The following is a 16,421-nucleotide window of genomic DNA, read 5'->3' as shown; positions in this document are numbered from 1 at the left end:
TTGTCATGGAACGTGCGGGCAGGGGGAGTGCGCAATAAAAAAGGCCGCTTGCGCGGCCTTTTAGCAGAGAGAAACTATCAGTGAGGGTGATCCACCGGATGGCCCTGTTCCAGCTCAGACTTGTTCTTACTGAAACGGCGGCGCACCACCACGAAGAACACCGGCACGAAGAAGATCGCCAGCGCGGTGGCCGTCACCATCCCGCCCATCACGCCGGTACCGACGGCGTTCTGTGCGCCGGAGCCGGCACCGCTGCTGATCGCCAGCGGCAGTACGCCGAGGATGAACGCCAGCGACGTCATCAGAATCGGACGCAGACGCATACGTGAGGCTTCCAGCGTCGACTCGACCAGCCCTTTGCCTTCCTTCTCCATCAAATCCTTGGCGAATTCGACGATCAGGATGGCGTTCTTCGCCGAGAGACCAATGGTGGTCAACAGACCCACCACAAAGTACACGTCGTTACTCAGACCGCGCAGCGTGGTGAAGAGCAGGGCGCCAATCACACCCAGCGGCACCACCAGCATGACCGCGAACGGAATCGACCAGCTCTCATACAGCGCGGCCAGACACAGGAACACCACAATCAGCGAAATGGCGTACAGTGCAGGCGCCTGGTTGCCGGACAGGCGTTCCTGATAGGACATGCCGGTCCAGTCGTAGCCGATACCCGCAGGCAGCTTCGAGGCGAGGCTCTCCATCAGGTTCATGGCATCACCCGAGCTCTTGCCCGGTGCCGCCTGACCCAGGATCTCCATTGATGGCAGACCGTTATAACGTTCCAGACGTGGTGAACCATACTGCCACTTCGCCGAAGAGAAGGCAGAGAATGGCACCATGGTCCCGGCGCTGTTGCGCACGTACCATTTGCTGATGTCATCCGGCAGCATGCGCGAGTCGGCCTGACCCATCACGTACACTTTCTTCACGCGACCACGGTCGATGAAGTCGTTGACGTAAGAACCGCCCCAGGCCGCACCCAGCGTGGTGTTGATGTCGGACAGCGACACACCAAGCGCCTGCGCTTTTTCCTGATCGATAATCAGTTTGTACTGCGGCGTATCTTCCAGCCCGTTTGGACGCACGCCCACCAGCGTATCCGGATGCTGGGCGATCATGCCAAACAGCTGGTTACGCGCGGCGGTCAGCTTCTCATGGCCGAGGTTACCCTGATCGATCAGCTGGAAGTCGAAACCGGTGGCGTTACCCAGTTCGATAATGGCCGGCAGGTTGAACGGGAACACCATGGCATCTTTAATCTGACCCAGCGCCTGCATTGCACGTCCGGCAATCGCCGGCACTTTCAGGCTGGCATCACCACGCTCATCCCATGGCTTCAGGCTGACGAAGGCGATACCGGTGTTCTGTCCACGACCGGCGAAGCCAAAGCCGTTAACGGTAAACACCGAATTCACGCTGTCTTTCTCTTTGGTCAGGAAGTAATCCGTAACCTGATCCAGCACTTTCTGCGTCCGTTCCTGAGTCGCACCGGCAGGCAGCTGCGCCTGCGCCAGTAACAGCCCCTGATCCTCTTCCGGCAGGAACGAGGTAGGCAGTTTCAGGAACAGGTAAGCCATGCCGACCACAATCAGCAGATAAATCAGCAGATAGCGACCGGTGCTGCGCACAATGTGACCGACGCTGTCGACGTAATGGTTGGTGCTCTTATCAAACAGGCGGTTAAACCAGCCGAAGAAACCGGTGGTTTTGCCGTGTTCACCTTTTTTGATGGGCTTCAGCATGGTGGCACACAGCGCTGGCGTCAGAATCAACGCCACCAGCACCGACAGCGCCATCGCCGAAACGATGGTGATCGAGAACTGACGATAAATCACCCCGGTTGAGCCGCCGAAGAACGCCATCGGGATAAATACCGCTGACAGCACCAGCGCGATGCCAACCAGCGCGCCCTGGATCTGTTCCATCGAGCGTTTGGTGGCTTCTTTCGGCGGTAATCCCTCTTCCGCCATGACGCGCTCAACGTTTTCCACCACCACGATGGCGTCATCCACCAGCAGGCCGATGGCCAGCACCATGCCGAACATCGTCAGGGTGTTTATCGAGTAGCCAAAGGCACTGATGATGGCAAAGGTGCCCAACAGCACCACCGGCACGGCGATGGTAGGAATCAGCGTCGCGCGGAAGTTCTGCAGGAACAGATACATTACCAGGAACACCAGCACGATGGCTTCGAACAGCGTTTTCACCACTTCGAAAATGGAGATCTTAACGAATGGCGTGGTGTCGTACGGGTAAACGGTTTTCATGCCGGCCGGGAAGAACGGTTCCAGCTTAGCCAGTTCCGCTTTCACCGCGTCGGCGGTATCCAGCGCGTTGGCGCCGGTCGCCAGTTTGACACCGATACCGGAGGCTGGTTTGCCGTTATAGCGGGCAATGATCTCGTAGTTTTCACCGCCGAGTTCAATCTTCGCGACATCGCGCAGGCGCACCTGTGAGCCGTCCTGATTGACCTTTAGCATGATGTTGCCGAACTCTTCGGTCGAGGTCAGACGCGTCTGGGCAATGATCGAGGCGTTAAGCTGCTGACCTGGCACCGGTGGGGTACCGCCCAGCTGACCGGCAGCCACCTGGGTGTTCTGGGTTTGCAGCGCGCTGATCACATCCACCGGCGTCAGCTGGTAGTTGTTAAGCTTGTGCGGATCGAGCCAGATACGCATCGCATACTGCGCACCAAACACCTGAGTATCACCGACGCCAGGCGTACGGCTGATCGGATCTTTGATGTTCGACGCTACGTAGTCTGAGATGTCGTTCTGCGTCATGCTGCCATCTTCGCTGACGAAACCGGCGACCATCAGGAAGCTGCTGGAGGATTTTTTCACCTGAATCCCCTGCTGCTGTACTTCCTGCGGCAGCAGTGGCATCGCCAGCTGCAGTTTGTTCTGCACCTGCACCTGAGCAATGTCGGCGTCAGTACCAGACTGGAAGGTCAGCGTCAGCGTCAGCGTCAGCGTACCAGAAGAGTCACTGCTCGAGGACATATACATCAGCCCGTCGATGCCGTTCATATTCTGTTCGATAACCTGCGTTACCGAATCCTGTAGCGTTTTCGCATCTGCACCCGGATAAGATGCCTGGATTTCAACTGCCGGCGGCGCAACGTTGGGATATTGCTCGATCGGCAGTTTGATAATCGATAGCGCACCCGCCAGCATAATAATGATGGCAAGCACCCAGGCAAAAATGGGGCGATCGATAAAGAACTTAGCCATGTATCAACGGCTCCTGTTTATGACGATGATTTAGCAGACTGAGATTCCGGTGCGGCTTTGGCATCATCTTTGACTTCCTGCGGCGTCACCTGAGCACCCGGTTTAGCACGCTGAATACCGACGGTAATCACGCGATCGCCCTCTTTCAGGCCATCGGTCACCAGCCATTTGTCGCCAAACGCCTGGTTAGCGGTAATCTTACGCACTTCGACTTTATTATCCGCGCCCACTACCATCGCGGTGGCTTCACCGGTTGGCGTGCGGGTTACGCCGGTCTGCGGTACCAGCAGCGCCGTCGGGTTAGTGCCCTCATCCAGACGTGCACGCACGAACATCCCCGGCAGCAAACGATGATCCGGATTCGGGAAAATCGCGCGCAGGGTAATCGAGCCAGTGGTTTCATCCACGGTAACATCAGAGAATTCCAGTGTGCCCGGCTGGCTGTATGCGCTACCGTTCTGCATCAGCAGGGTAACGTTAGCTTTGCCGTCGTTCTGCTTCAGCTGACCCGACTCCAGCTCGCCGCGCAGGCGCAGGAAATCATCGCTGGATTGGGTCACGTCGACGTACATCGGGTCGAGTTGCTGCACGGTCGCCAGCGCGGTGGTCTGGCCGTTCGACACCAGCGCACCTTCCGTCACCGAGGATTTACCAATGCGGCCGCTGATTGGCGAGGTCACTTTGGTGTACGCCAGGTTAATGCGGGCGGTTTCCACATTGGCCTGCGCCGCCTGTACGGCTGCGGCGGTCTGCGCGGCGGTGGCCGCGGCGTTATCGTAGTCCTGCTGGCTGATATATTTGGTACCCAGCAGTGGCTTGTAACGATTCACCGTCAGCTGGGCAACGCGCGCGTTGGCCTGAGCCTGGGCTAAATCGCCTTTTGCGCTGTCGTAGGCGGCCTGATAGGTGGCGGGATCGATCTGGTACAGCGAATCGCCGGCTTTAACATCACTGCCTTCAACAAAATTACGCTTGAGAATGATACCTGACACCTGCGGACGCACTTCAGCCACGCGGAACGCCGAAGTACGGCCTGGCAGTTCGGTGGTAATTTTCAGGGGCTCGTTTTTTAACGTGACAACACCCACTTCCGGGGGCTGCTGCTGGGCGGCTTGCTGGGATTTATTATCATCACATCCTGTTAACAAAAAGCTGCCTGTAAGCATCACGGCGGCCGCCAGAGGCGCTAATCCTCTGTTTTTATTCATAAATAAACCTCTAGTGTCCGATATCAAATGATCAATGGATCACAAACCGTTAAACCCATTGCTGCGTTAAAACACGGGTCGTGCTATGGTACATACATTCACAAATGTATGTAAACTTGCCAGTTTGTAAAAACAGTCCTCTATGGCACGAAAAACCAAAGCGCAAGCACTTGAAACGCGACATCAAATTCTGGATGCCGCTTTAGCTCACTTTTCTGAACACGGTGTGGCCGCCACTTCACTGGCGGATATCGCCGCGGCCGCTGGCGTCACGCGCGGCGCTATCTACTGGCATTTTAAAAATAAAGCCGATCTGTTACAGGAGATCTGGCTGCGCTGCGACGCCGGGCTCGACGATGTGGAACTTGAGTATCAGACAAAATACCCTGGCGATCCACTTTCTGTAATGCGTTCGATGCTGATCTATATCCTTGAAGCCACAGCAAAGGATCCACAAAGACGCGCATTAATGGAGATTATCTTCCATAAATGTGAGTTCGTTGGCGAAATGTCGACGTTAATGGCGATGCAGCAGGGGCTGCTGCAGGCGTGTTATGACCGCATCGAAGAGGTGCTGCGCAGCTGTATCGAGGCCGGGCAGCTTCCGGCCAGCCTCAACACCCGCCAGGCGGCGCTGCTGATGCGCGGCTACATCAGCGGCATGATGGAGAGCTGGTTATTCAATCCGCAAAGTTTTGATCTGGTGAGTGAAGCGCCGCAGGTGGTCGAGGCCTTTATAGATATGCTGCGCCTGAGCCCGACGCTCGCCGGCACGCGCTAAGCGGTGCGCTCGGCCGCCAGCTTCTGCTCATAATCGCGCTGGACAATCGCCAGCGCAGCCAGCACCGTGGCCGTGGGCACCTGGTTTTCCTCCAGCAGCTGAATTAAATCGACCGCCAGCTTGATGTCGTCCGGCGCGGTATCCAGCGTCATAGTGTCTCCTAAATACGTAGTTTAGCGGCGACCAGCAGCATCAGCAGGGCACCGGCCAGCGCCACGGCAAAGCCCGTCGGATGCAGCGTACCGAGGTCGCCCGTGGTGAAATACGTGGCGATGTAGCCGCCAATCAGCGCGCCGATCACCGCCAGCACCAGCGTCGGCACCAGTCCGCCGGGACGGCCGGGAAACACCCTCCGCTTCAGCCAGCCGGCAGCCAGGCCAATAATAATCCAGATGATAAGGGTCATGCTTCTCCTCCCGTCAGCGCTGTTTCCAGTATAGAGGAAAGCGAACGGCTTACGGCTGCGCCGCGATCTCCAGTTTATGCAGCGCGGCGCGGCAGCGCGCCAGCCGCTCCTGCAGAATCTCCACCTCGCGCATCAGCTGCTGCTGCACGCTCAGCGTTTCAGCGCGTGCCAGGTGCTGTTCGCGCTGCTGCAGCATGGCCAGCAGTCGCGTTTCATAGCCGCGGTACTCATCACGCTTCGGCTGCAGCGGATCGCGCCGCGGCCGTTCACGCACCACGCGCAGTTGCTGGCTACTGCACTCGCGCTGCAGCGCGGCAATCTGGTCCAGCACCTTCTGCGCCAGCCACTGGCGGCGCGACGCATCACTGTTGGACGCCGCGAGCTGCGCCGCATTGTGCTGCAGCTCTTGCAGATAGTCAGCCAGCCGCGTGCCTTTACAGCGAAACAGCTGCGCGTCAAAGCGCGGCTGACGGCAGCTACCGTCCGGCTGCTGCGCAATCTGCTGGCGCAGCGTGTCAATCATTGCGTGCAGACGCTGTTGGGCGGGCAGTTGAGGCATCACTTCGATTCCGTCTGTGTTAACGTAGCGCTGTTGTGACATTTTTCAGGCATCTGGCATGCAGCGCATTTTACTGTTAAGCCTTGGCTGGCTGGCGATTGTGCTGGGCACGCTGGGCATTGTATTACCTTTACTACCAACCACGCCATTCGTGTTGCTGGCCGCCTGGTGTTTTGCCCGCTCGTCGCCACGCTTTCACCACTGGCTGCTGTGGCGCTCGCCGTTTGGCCGCTATCTGCGCCACTGGCAGCAGCATCGCGCCATGCCGCCCGGTGCCAAAAGCCGTGCCATGTTGCTGATTGTCATCACCTTTGCGGTTTCAATCTGGCTGGTGAAGCTGCTGTGGCTGCGCATCCTGCTCGGCGCGATGCTGGCGTTGCTGCTGCTCATGCTGTGGCGCATCCCGGTTGTAGCAGAAAGTGCGAACCCGCACGAACCGTAGCATCAGGGTTGCATTTAGCCGGCTGTTTGCTTAGATTTGGGCATCTTCGTGCGTGGCTTCCCTTTGAGAAACTACTTCGCTTAACCCGGTTTCCGGGTATTGGCGCTGTGGAAGCTGCGCGTTTTAGATATTTTTCCAGGCGTAACCTTTATGACCGCAACTGCGCAGCAGCTTGAACTGATCAAAAACAGCATCAAAAGCATTCCTGACTATCCGAAGCCGGGCATCCTGTTCCGTGACGTCACCAGTCTGATGGAAGATCCGCAGGCGTATGCCGCAGCGATCGCCATTCTGGTGGAGCGTTATCGTAACAAAGGCATCACCAAAGTGGTGGGTACCGAAGCGCGTGGCTTCCTGTTCGGGGCGCCGGTTGCGCTGGGTCTGGGCGTGGGATTTGTGCCGGTGCGCAAGCCGGGCAAACTGCCGCGTGAAACTTTCAGCGAAAGCTATGAACTGGAGTACGGTTCAGACGCGCTGGAACTGCACAAAGACGCCATCAAACCCGGCGATGTGGTGCTGGTGGTGGACGATCTGCTGGCTACCGGCGGCACCCTTGAAGCCACGGTGAAACTGATTCGTCGTGCGGGCGGTGCAGTTAAAGATGCCGCGTTCGTGATCAACCTGTTTGATTTAAGCGGCGAAGCGCGCCTGAACGCGCTGGGTATCGACTGCTACAGCCTGGTCAACTTCCCCGGCCACTAAGGCCATCGCGCCGCCCGCCTTCATGCCCGGCGGCGCCTCTCTTCGCACTCCCTGACAGGCGTATTCCGCCCTGAAGCGCAGCGCGCAACGTATCACGGGTATAGGCATATCCGGCTGTGGCTGTTACACTCCTGTCAAAATAAACAGGGTTTGCGTCACCGCATTTTTCCCCTAAGTCCCACGGCAGAATCGGCGCAACTGAGCGTGCTGCTGTGCCAGGTTAAACAACTCCAGTGATTGAATCCACATGAGCTATCAGGTACTTGCGCGAAAATGGCGTCCCCAGGCTTTCGCCGACGTAGTCGGTCAGGAACATGTGCTGACGGCGCTGGCTAACGGATTGTCACTGGGACGCATCCATCATGCCTATCTGTTTTCCGGCACGCGCGGCGTGGGGAAAACCTCGATTGCGCGTCTGCTGGCCAAAGGCCTCAACTGCGAAACCGGTATCACGGCCACGCCCTGTGGACAGTGCGATAACTGTCGCGAGATTGAACAGGGGCGCTTTGTCGATCTGATTGAAATCGATGCCGCCTCGCGCACCAAAGTGGAAGACACGCGCGACCTGCTGGATAACGTGCAGTATGCACCTGCGCGCGGGCGCTTTAAGGTCTATCTGATCGATGAAGTGCACATGCTGTCGCGCCACAGCTTTAACGCGCTGCTGAAAACGCTGGAAGAGCCGCCGTCACACGTGAAATTCCTGCTGGCGACCACCGATCCGCAGAAGCTGCCGGTAACCATTTTGTCGCGCTGCCTGCAGTTCCACCTGAAAGCCCTCGACGTTGAACAGATTCACCAGCAGCTGGCGCACGTGCTGCAGCAGGAGCAGATTGACGCCGAGCCGCGCGCGCTGCATCTGCTGGCGCGCGCCGCCGACGGCAGTATGCGCGATGCGCTCAGCCTCACCGATCAGGCGATTGCCATGGGGCAGGGCAGCGTCACGCGCGACAGCGTGGCGCAAATGCTGGGCACGCTGGATGATGAACAGCCGCTGGCGCTGATTGAAGCGCTGGTGGAAGGCAACGGCGAACAGGTGATGGCGCTGCTGAATCAGGCCGCATCGCGCGGCGTGGAGTGGGAGGCGCTGCTGGTCGAGATGCTGCGTCTGCTGCACCGTATCGCGATGGTCCAGCTGCTGCCCAGCTCGCTTGGCGAAGATGATGCCAGCCAGGCGCAGCGCCTGCGCGAACTGGCGCGCGTGCTGCCGCCTGCTGACGTTCAGCTCTATTATCAGACGCTGCTGATGGGGCGCAAAGATTTGCCGCTGGCGCCGGATCGCCGGCTGGGCGTGGAAATGACGCTGCTGCGTGCGCTGGCGTTCCATCCGCAGGCCACCATCGCTGAACCGGTGGCGCGCCCGTCACTGACGCCGCAGGCCGCGCCGGCCGTTGCCGCGCCAGCGCCTCAGACCAAAGCCGCACCCGCTGTGGCCGCGCAGCCGCAGATGGCACCGCCGATGGATGAATCGCCACCGCCGGCCGATGATTATCCCGATATGGCACCGGCCCCGGATAACTTGCCCGACGCCACCAGTCAGCTGTTACAGGCGCGGACGCAATTGCTGCGTCAGGGAGCCGGCAAAGCAAAAAAGAGTGAGCCGGCAGCGCGTTCCGCGCGGCCGGCAAACCCGGCGCTGGAACGTCTGGCAAGCGTCACCGAGCGCGTGCAACAGCGCGCGTCTGAACCGGCGGTAAAAGCGCCGGCGAAACCGGAAGCGTATCGCTGGAAAGCCCAGCAGCAGGAGGAGATCAAGCCGGAGCCGGTGGCGACGCCAAAAGCCTTGCGTTCTGCGCTGGAGCATGAGAAAACGCCAGAGCTGGCGCTCAAACTGGCGGAAGAGGCGCTGCAGCGCGACGCCTGGGCGGCGGAGATCGCCACGCTGACGCTGCCGAAGCTGGTCCAGCAGGTCGCGCTGAACGCGTGGAAAGAGGTGAATGAGCAGGGCGTGACGCTGCATTTGCGCAGCAGCCAGCGTCATCTCAACTCTGCCCCGGCGCGCCAGGCTATTCAGGACGCGCTGAGCCAGGCGGCCGGCCAGCCGGTTGAACTGACCATCGTGGAAGACGATAATCCGGCGGTATTGACGCCGCTGGAGTGGCGTCAGGCCATTTATGAAGAGAAACTGGCGCAGGCGCGTCAGTCGATCGAAAGCGATACCCACATTCAGACGCTGCGTCGCTTCTTTGATGCGGACCTGGATGAAGAGAGTATCCGACCCGTATGATCACGCTGTCGCGCAGCGTTGCGCGCAGCCCCAGCAGAGAGAGAAAACTATGTTTGGTAAAGGCGGATTGGGCAACCTGATGAAACAGGCCCAGCAGATGCAGGATAAAATGGCCAAAGTTCAGGAAGAGATCGCCGCACTGGAAGTCACCGGCGAATCAGGGGCTGGCCTGGTCAAAGTGACCATCAACGGTGCGCACAACTGCCGCCGCGTGGAAGTCGATCCCAGCCTGCTGGAAGATGACAAAGAGATGCTGGAAGATCTGATCGCTGCGGCGTTCAACGATGCGGCGCGCCGTATTGATGAAACGCAGAAAGAGAAGATGGCGTCCGTCTCTGCCGGTATGCAGCTGCCGCCTGGCTTCAAGATGCCGTTCTGATGCAAACCAGTCCACTGCTTGAAGCTTTGATGGAGTCGCTGCGCTGTTTACCGGGCGTTGGCCCGAAATCGGCGCAGCGCATGGCGTTTCATCTGTTGCAGCGCGATCGCAGCGGTGGCATGCGTCTGGCGCAGGCGCTGACCCGCGCCATGGCAGAAATCGGCCACTGTTCCGACTGCCGCACCTTCACCGAGCAGGAGATCTGCACCATCTGCGCCAATCCCCGCCGTCAGCAAAACGGCCAGATTTGCGTGGTGGAGAGCCCGGCGGATATCCACGCCATCGAGCAGACCGGCCAGTTTGGCGGTCGCTACTTTGTGCTGATGGGCCATCTGTCGCCGCTGGACGGCATCGGCCCGCAGGACATTGGCCTGGATCGGCTGGAGCAGCGCCTTGAACGTGAGACGCTGCAGGAGGTGATCCTCGCCACCAACCCCACGGTGGAAGGCGAAGCCACGGCTAACTATATCGCCGAGCTGTGCGGCCAGTATGGCGTTGACGCCAGCCGCATCGCGCACGGGGTTCCGGTCGGCGGTGAACTGGAAATGGTCGACGGCACAACGCTGTCGCACTCGCTTGCCGGACGGCACAAGATTAAATTCTGACCACTTGCCGGTATCCTGCTGCGATACCGGCTTGAAATTCTTCCCACCATCCCCATTTCACTCTCAACAATTGATCAACCCCGATTCTGTTGAGGTAGCAATGACCATGAAAGGACAAGAGACGCGTGGCTTCCAGTCAGAGGTAAAACAACTTCTGCACCTGATGATCCATTCCCTCTATTCAAACAAAGAGATTTTCCTGCGTGAACTGATCTCCAACGCCTCCGATGCGGCTGACAAGCTGCGCTTCCGCGCACTGTCGACGCCGGATCTGTACGAAGGCGATGGCGACCTGCGCGTGCGTATCTCGGTCGACAAGGAAAAACGCACGCTGACGCTGAGCGATAACGGCATCGGTATGCGCCGTGATGAGGTGATTGAAAACCTCGGTACCATTGCGAAATCCGGTACCAAAGCGTTTCTGGAATCGATGGGTTCCGATCAGGCAAAAGACAGCCAGCTGATCGGCCAGTTCGGTGTCGGTTTCTACTCGGCGTTTATCGTGGCTGACAAAGTGACGGTACGCACCCGTGCCGCGGGCGCCAAAGCCGACGAAGGCGTGTTCTGGGAATCCGCCGGCGAAGGCGAGTATACGCTGGCGGAGATTGAGAAAGCCGATCGCGGTACCGAAATTACGCTGCACTTCCGTGAAGGCGAAGATGACTTCCTCGACGCGTGGCGCGTGCGCAACGTGATCAGCAAATATTCCGATCACATCGCGTTGCCGGTGGAGATCGAGACCAAAGACGAAGAGAACGATACCGTCACCTGGGAGAAGATCAACAAAGCCCAGGCGCTGTGGACGCGCAACAAAGGCGAAATCAGCGACGAAGAGTACAACGAGTTCTACAAACACATCGCCCATGATTTCAGCGATCCGGCCATCTGGAGCCACAACCGCGTCGAAGGTAAGCAGGAGTACACCAGCCTGCTGTACATCCCATCGCGTGCCCCATTTGACATGTGGAACCGCGACAGCAAGCACGGTCTGAAGCTGTACGTGCAGCGTGTCTTTATCATGGATGACGCGGAACAGTTCATGCCGAACTACCTGCGCTTTGTACGTGGCCTGATAGATTCCAGCGATCTGCCGCTCAACGTTTCCCGTGAGATCCTGCAGGACAGCCGCGTCACGCAGAGCCTGCGCGCCGCGCTGACCAAACGCAGCCTGCAGATGCTGGAAAAACTGGCTAAAGACGACGCAGAGAAATATCAGCAGTTCTGGAAAGAGTTCGGTCTGGTGCTGAAAGAGGGCCCGGCGGAAGATCATGCCAACCAGGAGGCGATTGCTAAACTGCTGCGTTTCGCCACCACCCAGAGCGAAGGCGCGGCGCAGACCGTTTCGCTGGAAGATTACGTCAGCCGCATGGTTGAAGGGCAGGAGAAGATTTACTACATCACTGCCGACAGCTATGCCGCCGCGAAAAGCAGCCCGCATCTGGAGCTGTTCCGTAAGAAAGGCATCGAGGTCCTGCTGCTGTCCGATCGTATCGACGAGTGGATGATGAGCTACCTCACTGAGTTCGATGGCAAAGCGTTCCAGTCGGTGAGCAAAGCGGATGAGTCGCTGAGCAAGCTGGCGGACGAAGAGACGGAAGCGCAGAAGGAAGCGGAAAAAGCGCTGGAGCCGTTTGTTGATCGCGTGAAAACCCTGCTGGGCGAGCGCGTCAAAGAGGTGCGCCTGACCCATCGCCTCACCGACACGCCGGCGATTGTCACCACCGACGCCAACGAAATGACCACGCAGATGGCGAAGCTGTTCGCTGCAGCCGGTCAGGATGTGCCGGAAGTGAAGTACATCTTTGAGATCAACCCGGAGCATACGCTGGTGAAACGCGTGGCTGATACGCAGGATGAAGCGCGCTTTGCGGAGTGGGTTGAACTGTTGCTGGATCAGGCGCTGCTGGCTGAGCGCGGCACGCTGGACGATCCTAACCAGTTTATCCGCCGCATGAATCAGTTGCTGACGGCGTAACGCGGTGCGGTAATCGAAACGGTCGGCATAAATGCCGACCCTACAGGTTACCTGTCACCGATTCGACAACTGTCCACTCTCTGTAGGGTCGTCATTAATGACGACCTTTTTTATTTATGCCGCCCTTGCTTACTTCAGCGCTTCATCCCGCAGCCAATCCCGGAACAACGTAATCTCCGCATCGTGCTGGCGTGACCGCTTGGTCATCATCCAGGTGGCACGGTCGGCGCGCACAAACCCCAGCGGCGCAATCAGCGTGCCGTCGTTCAGCTCCTGACGCACCAGCAGGCGCGGCGCCACAATCACGCCCAGCCCGTTTCTCGCGGCCTGAATCGCCAGCGTCAGATTATCGAAATGTTTGCCCAGCCAAAAATTACCGCGCACGCCGCTGATCTTCGCCCATTCGGCCCAGGCCTGCAGGCGGGTATCGGCGTGCAAAAGCGGCAGCGACGCCAGATCCTGCTCGCTGTGAAAACGCGCCGCGTACTGTGGGGCGCACAGCGGGCCAACGTAATCATCGCTGATGAGCGAGGCATCTATGTCGTCGTCCGGCGCCTGTTCATAACTGAGGATCAGCACATCGGTGTGTTCGCTGCGCAGCTGAGCAATCTCGCCCTGCGGCTGAAATTGCACTTCAATATCGGGATAGCGCTGGTAAAAGCTGCTGATGCGCGGAATCAGCCACTGGGATAAAAAACTTGGGGTACAGGCGACGCTCAGATGATTGCGCATCCCGGTGCGAATACTTACGCAGGTGGTAGAGAGTTCGCTAAAGGCTTTCTGGCAGCTCACCAGCAGACGTTCGCCGTGAGAGGTTAAGCGCACGCGCCCGTTAGTGCGGATGAACAGAGGTTTGCCCATCCAGCTCTCCAGCTGGCGAATCTGATGGCTGATGGCGCTGTGGGTGACATGGAGACATTCGGCCGCGACGCTAAAGCTGCAATGCAGCGCCGCCTGATGAAAATAGTGCAGTGCACGTAACGACGGAAGCGCGGTCATACTCATCCCCTGTGTAAAAACCTAACAGGGATTGTCAGTTTATATCATTTTAATGTCCAGCCGCATTAACCTAACCTTTCCTGCTTAATCTGGCGGGTTGACGGACCGGCTTCGCTGTGTACACCAGCGGCGATGTCCGCTGCCAGCGCCAGCTTCACACAGCAGAATAACCAAGAGAAATGTCACGTGATGACTTCACAACAGGCTACTGCCAGGGCGGCGGCGCGCGATCGGCTGCGCGGCTTGCTGTCCCGTCACTATCGGCTGGAAAATTACGATCTGTTTTTTGCCCCTTCACTGCACATCGCGCGCGTGCTGCTCTCGCAACTGTTTCTGCGCCAGGAGCAGGCGCGCAATCAGACGCGCTACGCCGCGCAATATCCGGTCAGCGAACTCAGCGTGCTGCCGGCCCTGCCGATGATGGCGGGCAATATCGCGCTGGTCGATCACGTCGATATGCAGCAGGGCCGGGTGCGCAATCTGAACGCCTGCCAGAGCCAGGGCGTGACGCACGCGTCCGGCTCCTTCGCCAGCGTATTGCATAAACGACTCATCAGCGAGGCACGACTGTTTGTCACCCAGCTGAATCAGCATGCGATGCTGAGCGACGATCTGGTGCTGATTGCGCTGCGTACTCATGATTTTAGTACGCTGGTGCGCAGCGAACTGCGGCTGTTCGAACAGGGACTGGCGCTGGGTGACGCGCCGGAACGCGCGCTGGAGAGCATGGCGCAGGACGACTGGCAGCCCTTCAACGTTGCCAGTGTCGATTGCCTGACGCTGGATACGCCATTCACGCTGCAATCGATTCACCAGCCCGGCCTGCCGTTTGCGCTGCTGCCCTTGCCGCCCGGCAGTGCGCTGCCCGCGTTGCCCGCGGATATGCAGCTGCTGCCCGCGCCGCATCGCCTGTTTTTGCCGGTCAGCGTACGCGGCAACGGCAATAAGCCGCAGAATGTCACCGCTGCGCTAAAAAAACGGCTGCGCGAGGTGCTCAGAGACAGCCGAAATTCTTAAAAACGTGCGTGCTACTGGCGCACAGCGCTAAAGCAGGTCAAAGTAGGCCTTTCAGCGCCCGGGGGCCCGTTGCCTTGTGGTGTGCGGGTCATAATGGTATGTTCTTGGCCTTCTCAGATTGATCAATGCGATTCGCAAGGGGAATTACGCAATGCGTATTATTCTGCTCGGGGCACCGGGCGCAGGTAAGGGCACTCAGGCTCAATTCATCATGGAGAAATACGGTATTCCGCAGATCTCCACGGGCGACATGTTGCGTGCGGCTGTCAAAGCCGGCACCGAATTGGGCCAGCAGGCGAAAGCCATCATGGATGCCGGTAAACTGGTAACGGACGAACTGGTGATTGCGCTGGTTAAAGAGCGTATCGCGCAGGAAGACTGCAAAAACGGCTTCCTGCTCGATGGTTTCCCACGCACCATTCCGCAGGCTGACGCCATGAAAGAGGCGGGCATCAAGGTGGATTACGTGCTCGAGTTCGCCGTACCGGACGAGCTGATTGTCGATCGCATTGTCGGCCGCCGCGTGCATGCGCCGTCAGGCCGCGTTTACCACATCAAATACAATCCGCCAAAAGTGGAAGGTAAAGATGACGTGACCGGCGAAGAGCTGACTACGCGTAAAGACGACCAGGAAGAGACTGTGCGTAAGCGTCTGGTGGAATACCATCAGCTGACCGCGCCGCTGATTGCTTACTACAGCAAAGAAGCCGAAGCCGGTAACACCGAATACCACAAAATCGACGGCACCCGTCAGGTGACCGAAGTGAGTGCACAGCTGGCCAATATCCTTGGCTAAGTGGTGACCAGGGCCGGTTGTCCGGCCCTTTTGCAGCAATTGCTTTCCCCCTCCGCTTTTTCCGCTACAATTTCCCCCGATTCAGAACCATTGTCTGCGACATCAAGGAAATACAATGAGGCAAGATAAGCCTGGGGTTTTACTGGTTAACTTAGGTACACCAGACGCACCGACCACCGCGGCGGTGAAACGCTATCTGAAACAGTTCCTCGGCGATCCGCGCGTGGTGGATACGCCGCGCTGGCTGTGGTGGCCGATTCTCAATTTCATCATTCTGCCGTTCCGCTCGCCGCGCGTCTCGAAGCTGTACGCATCGGTGTGGATGGACGAAGGTTCCCCGCTGATGGTGTTCAGCAAACGGCAGCGTGCCGCGCTGGCGCAGCGGCTCGATATGCCGGTAGAGCTGGGCATGAGTTACGGCCAGCCGAGCCTCAACGGTGCGGTTGAGCGTCTGCTGGCGCAGGGTGTCACCAAATTCATCGTGCTGCCGCTCTATCCGCAGTTCTCCTGCTCCACGGTGGCGGCAGTGTGGGATGGCCTGGCGGCCAGCTTTAAACCGCTGCGTTCCCTGCCGGAAGTAGCGTTTATTCGCGATTACGCCGAACATCCGGCCTATATCGCCGCGCTGAAGGCCTCGGTGGAGCGCTCGTTTGCCCAACACGGCGAGCCGGATCTGCTGGTGCTCTCTTACCACGGCATTCCGCAGCGCTTCGCCAATGAAGGCGACGATTATCCGCTGCGCTGCAAAGACACCACCGACGCCCTGGCCGCCGCGCTCGGCATTGCGCCGCATAAAATCATGATGACCTTCCAGTCGCGCTTTGGCCGCGAGCCATGGCTGATGCCGTACACGGATGAGACCATGAAAAGCCTGCCGGCCAAAGGGATCAAACATGTGCAGGTGATGAGTCCGGGCTTTGCGGCGGACTGCCTTGAGACGCTGGAGGAGATCAGCGGCGAAAACTGCGAAATCTTCCTGCACGCTGGCGGCGAGAAATTTGAATACATTCCGGCGCTTAATGCGGATGATGAGCACATCGAGATGATGGTGCAGCTGATACAAGCGCGCCGCTAAGGGTGCGGCAGAGAATG

General features: G+C 58.7%; 16 protein-coding genes and 1 other annotated feature. Of the genes, 10 read left to right on the top strand and 6 right to left on the bottom strand.

The genetic code is table 11. The features are described from left to right. Positions 1-77: 77 nt before the first annotated feature. A complete protein-coding gene (locus AC6I8P_RS13780; RefSeq protein WP_498030673.1) occupies positions 78-3,233 on the bottom strand; it encodes an efflux RND transporter permease subunit in 3,156 nt (1,051 codons plus the stop codon). A 17-nt stretch (positions 3,234-3,250) separates the two neighbouring features. Continuing rightward, on the bottom strand, positions 3,251-4,441 hold the full coding sequence (locus AC6I8P_RS13775) for an efflux RND transporter periplasmic adaptor subunit (protein WP_058757947.1): 1,191 nt from the start codon (positions 4,439-4,441) through the stop codon (positions 3,251-3,253). A 142-nt stretch (positions 4,442-4,583) separates the two neighbouring features. Here AC6I8P_RS13775 and acrR point away from each other — a divergent pair, with 142 nt between their 5' ends. Further along, a complete protein-coding gene (acrR, locus tag AC6I8P_RS13770) occupies positions 4,584-5,222 on the top strand; it encodes a multidrug efflux transporter transcriptional repressor AcrR (RefSeq protein WP_031279658.1) in 639 nt (212 codons plus the stop codon). Here acrR and rsmS read toward each other — a convergent pair. Genes rsmS through priC form a run of 3 tightly spaced genes read right to left on the bottom strand, consistent with a single transcriptional unit; the run spans position 5,219 to position 6,187 of the window. Beyond that, complete coding sequence (gene rsmS, locus AC6I8P_RS13765; RefSeq protein WP_021507212.1) at positions 5,219-5,374, bottom strand: pleiotropic regulatory protein RsmS; 156 nt, start codon at positions 5,372-5,374, stop codon at positions 5,219-5,221. The genes acrR and rsmS overlap by 4 nt on opposite strands. Positions 5,375-5,382: 8 nt before the next feature. Continuing rightward, positions 5,383-5,628, bottom strand: a complete 246-nt coding sequence (locus tag AC6I8P_RS13760; RefSeq protein ID WP_010616865.1) for a GlsB/YeaQ/YmgE family stress response membrane protein — start codon at positions 5,626-5,628, stop codon at positions 5,383-5,385. A 49-nt stretch (positions 5,629-5,677) separates the two neighbouring features. Continuing rightward, positions 5,678-6,187, bottom strand: coding sequence for a primosomal replication protein PriC (gene priC, locus AC6I8P_RS13755; protein ID WP_058769399.1), 510 nt, complete (start codon positions 6,185-6,187; stop codon positions 5,678-5,680). A 58-nt stretch (positions 6,188-6,245) separates the two neighbouring features. Between priC and AC6I8P_RS13750 the strand changes: the two genes are divergently transcribed. The 6 genes from AC6I8P_RS13750 to htpG all read left to right on the top strand — a co-directional run bounded on the left by AC6I8P_RS13750 (position 6,246) and on the right by htpG (position 12,517). Next, positions 6,246-6,629, top strand: a complete 384-nt coding sequence (locus AC6I8P_RS13750) for a DUF454 family protein (protein ID WP_104092661.1) — start codon at positions 6,246-6,248, stop codon at positions 6,627-6,629. A gap of 150 nt (positions 6,630-6,779) precedes the next feature. Then, a complete protein-coding gene (gene apt / locus AC6I8P_RS13745) occupies positions 6,780-7,331 on the top strand; it encodes an adenine phosphoribosyltransferase (RefSeq protein ID WP_088516251.1) in 552 nt (183 codons plus the stop codon). Positions 7,332-7,578: 247 nt separating this feature from the next. Beyond that, positions 7,579-9,558, top strand: a complete 1,980-nt coding sequence (dnaX, locus tag AC6I8P_RS13740) for a DNA polymerase III subunit gamma/tau (RefSeq protein WP_481657783.1) — start codon at positions 7,579-7,581, stop codon at positions 9,556-9,558. Then, positions 8,900-8,961: a sequence feature (DnaX frameshifting element), on the top strand. It overlaps the preceding gene by 62 nt. Before the next feature lie 49 nt (positions 9,559-9,607). Then, a complete protein-coding gene (locus tag AC6I8P_RS13735) occupies positions 9,608-9,937 on the top strand; it encodes a YbaB/EbfC family nucleoid-associated protein (RefSeq protein ID WP_010616869.1) in 330 nt (109 codons plus the stop codon). Beyond that, positions 9,937-10,542 (top strand): recombination mediator RecR, encoded by a 606-nt coding sequence (gene recR / locus AC6I8P_RS13730; RefSeq protein ID WP_031279660.1) that lies wholly within the window; start codon positions 9,937-9,939, stop codon positions 10,540-10,542. Before AC6I8P_RS13735 ends, recR begins: the two co-directional genes overlap by 1 nt. 106 nt (positions 10,543-10,648) lie before the next feature. After that, positions 10,649-12,517, top strand: a complete 1,869-nt coding sequence (gene htpG, locus AC6I8P_RS13725) for a molecular chaperone HtpG (protein WP_185749251.1) — start codon at positions 10,649-10,651, stop codon at positions 12,515-12,517. Positions 12,518-12,646: 129 nt separating this feature from the next. On the opposite strand, the gene AC6I8P_RS13720 is transcribed toward htpG, so the two are convergent. Further along, entirely contained in the window at positions 12,647-13,516 is an 870-nt protein-coding gene (locus tag AC6I8P_RS13720) for a LysR substrate-binding domain-containing protein (RefSeq protein WP_058769402.1), read from the bottom strand. 189 nt (positions 13,517-13,705) lie between these two features. On the opposite strand from AC6I8P_RS13720, the gene AC6I8P_RS13715 reads away from it, so the two are divergent. The 3 genes from AC6I8P_RS13715 to hemH all read left to right on the top strand — a co-directional run bounded on the left by AC6I8P_RS13715 (position 13,706) and on the right by hemH (position 16,404). Further along, on the top strand, positions 13,706-14,533 hold the full coding sequence (locus tag AC6I8P_RS13715) for a DUF6024 family protein (protein ID WP_498031169.1): 828 nt from the start codon (positions 13,706-13,708) through the stop codon (positions 14,531-14,533). A gap of 151 nt (positions 14,534-14,684) precedes the next feature. Then, positions 14,685-15,329 carry an adenylate kinase gene (gene adk / locus AC6I8P_RS13710; protein WP_275025932.1) on the top strand — a complete coding sequence of 215 codons (645 nt, stop codon included), beginning with the start codon at positions 14,685-14,687 and terminating at the stop codon, positions 15,327-15,329. 115 nt (positions 15,330-15,444) lie between these two features. Continuing rightward, positions 15,445-16,404, top strand: a complete 960-nt coding sequence (hemH, locus tag AC6I8P_RS13705) for a ferrochelatase (protein WP_498030672.1) — start codon at positions 15,445-15,447, stop codon at positions 16,402-16,404. The last annotated feature ends 17 nt before the right edge of the window (positions 16,405-16,421 follow it).

This window comes from gamma proteobacterium symbiont of Lampromicra miyakona (assembly GCF_059730895.1).
This window is presented reverse-complemented; position numbering and strand designations above follow the sequence as displayed.

What these genes read in the sequence shown, in the direction of transcription:
- acrR (WP_031279658.1), top strand. Translation starts at nt 4,584, where the DNA reads ATGGCACGAAAAACCAAAGCGCAAGCACTTGAAACGCGACATCAAATT.
- AC6I8P_RS13750 (WP_104092661.1), top strand. Translation starts at nt 6,246, where the DNA reads ATGCAGCGCATTTTACTGTTAAGCCTTGGCTGGCTGGCGATTGTGCTG.
- hemH (WP_498030672.1), top strand. Translation starts at nt 15,445, where the DNA reads ATGAGGCAAGATAAGCCTGGGGTTTTACTGGTTAACTTAGGTACACCA.
- AC6I8P_RS13760 (WP_010616865.1), bottom strand. Translation starts at nt 5,628, where the DNA reads ATGACCCTTATCATCTGGATTATTATTGGCCTGGCTGCCGGCTGGCTG.
- apt (WP_088516251.1), top strand. Translation starts at nt 6,780, where the DNA reads ATGACCGCAACTGCGCAGCAGCTTGAACTGATCAAAAACAGCATCAAA.
- AC6I8P_RS13715 (WP_498031169.1), top strand. Translation starts at nt 13,706, where the DNA reads ATGACTTCACAACAGGCTACTGCCAGGGCGGCGGCGCGCGATCGGCTG.
- recR (WP_031279660.1), top strand. Translation starts at nt 9,937, where the DNA reads ATGCAAACCAGTCCACTGCTTGAAGCTTTGATGGAGTCGCTGCGCTGT.
- htpG (WP_185749251.1), top strand. Translation starts at nt 10,649, where the DNA reads ATGAAAGGACAAGAGACGCGTGGCTTCCAGTCAGAGGTAAAACAACTT.
- AC6I8P_RS13780 (WP_498030673.1), bottom strand. Translation starts at nt 3,233, where the DNA reads ATGGCTAAGTTCTTTATCGATCGCCCCATTTTTGCCTGGGTGCTTGCC.
- priC (WP_058769399.1), bottom strand. Translation starts at nt 6,187, where the DNA reads ATGCCTCAACTGCCCGCCCAACAGCGTCTGCACGCAATGATTGACACG.
- adk (WP_275025932.1), top strand. Translation starts at nt 14,685, where the DNA reads ATGCGTATTATTCTGCTCGGGGCACCGGGCGCAGGTAAGGGCACTCAG.
- AC6I8P_RS13775 (WP_058757947.1), bottom strand. Translation starts at nt 4,441, where the DNA reads ATGAATAAAAACAGAGGATTAGCGCCTCTGGCGGCCGCCGTGATGCTT.
- AC6I8P_RS13735 (WP_010616869.1), top strand. Translation starts at nt 9,608, where the DNA reads ATGTTTGGTAAAGGCGGATTGGGCAACCTGATGAAACAGGCCCAGCAG.
- AC6I8P_RS13720 (WP_058769402.1), bottom strand. Translation starts at nt 13,516, where the DNA reads ATGACCGCGCTTCCGTCGTTACGTGCACTGCACTATTTTCATCAGGCG.
- dnaX (WP_481657783.1), top strand. Translation starts at nt 7,579, where the DNA reads ATGAGCTATCAGGTACTTGCGCGAAAATGGCGTCCCCAGGCTTTCGCC.
- rsmS (WP_021507212.1), bottom strand. Translation starts at nt 5,374, where the DNA reads ATGACGCTGGATACCGCGCCGGACGACATCAAGCTGGCGGTCGATTTA.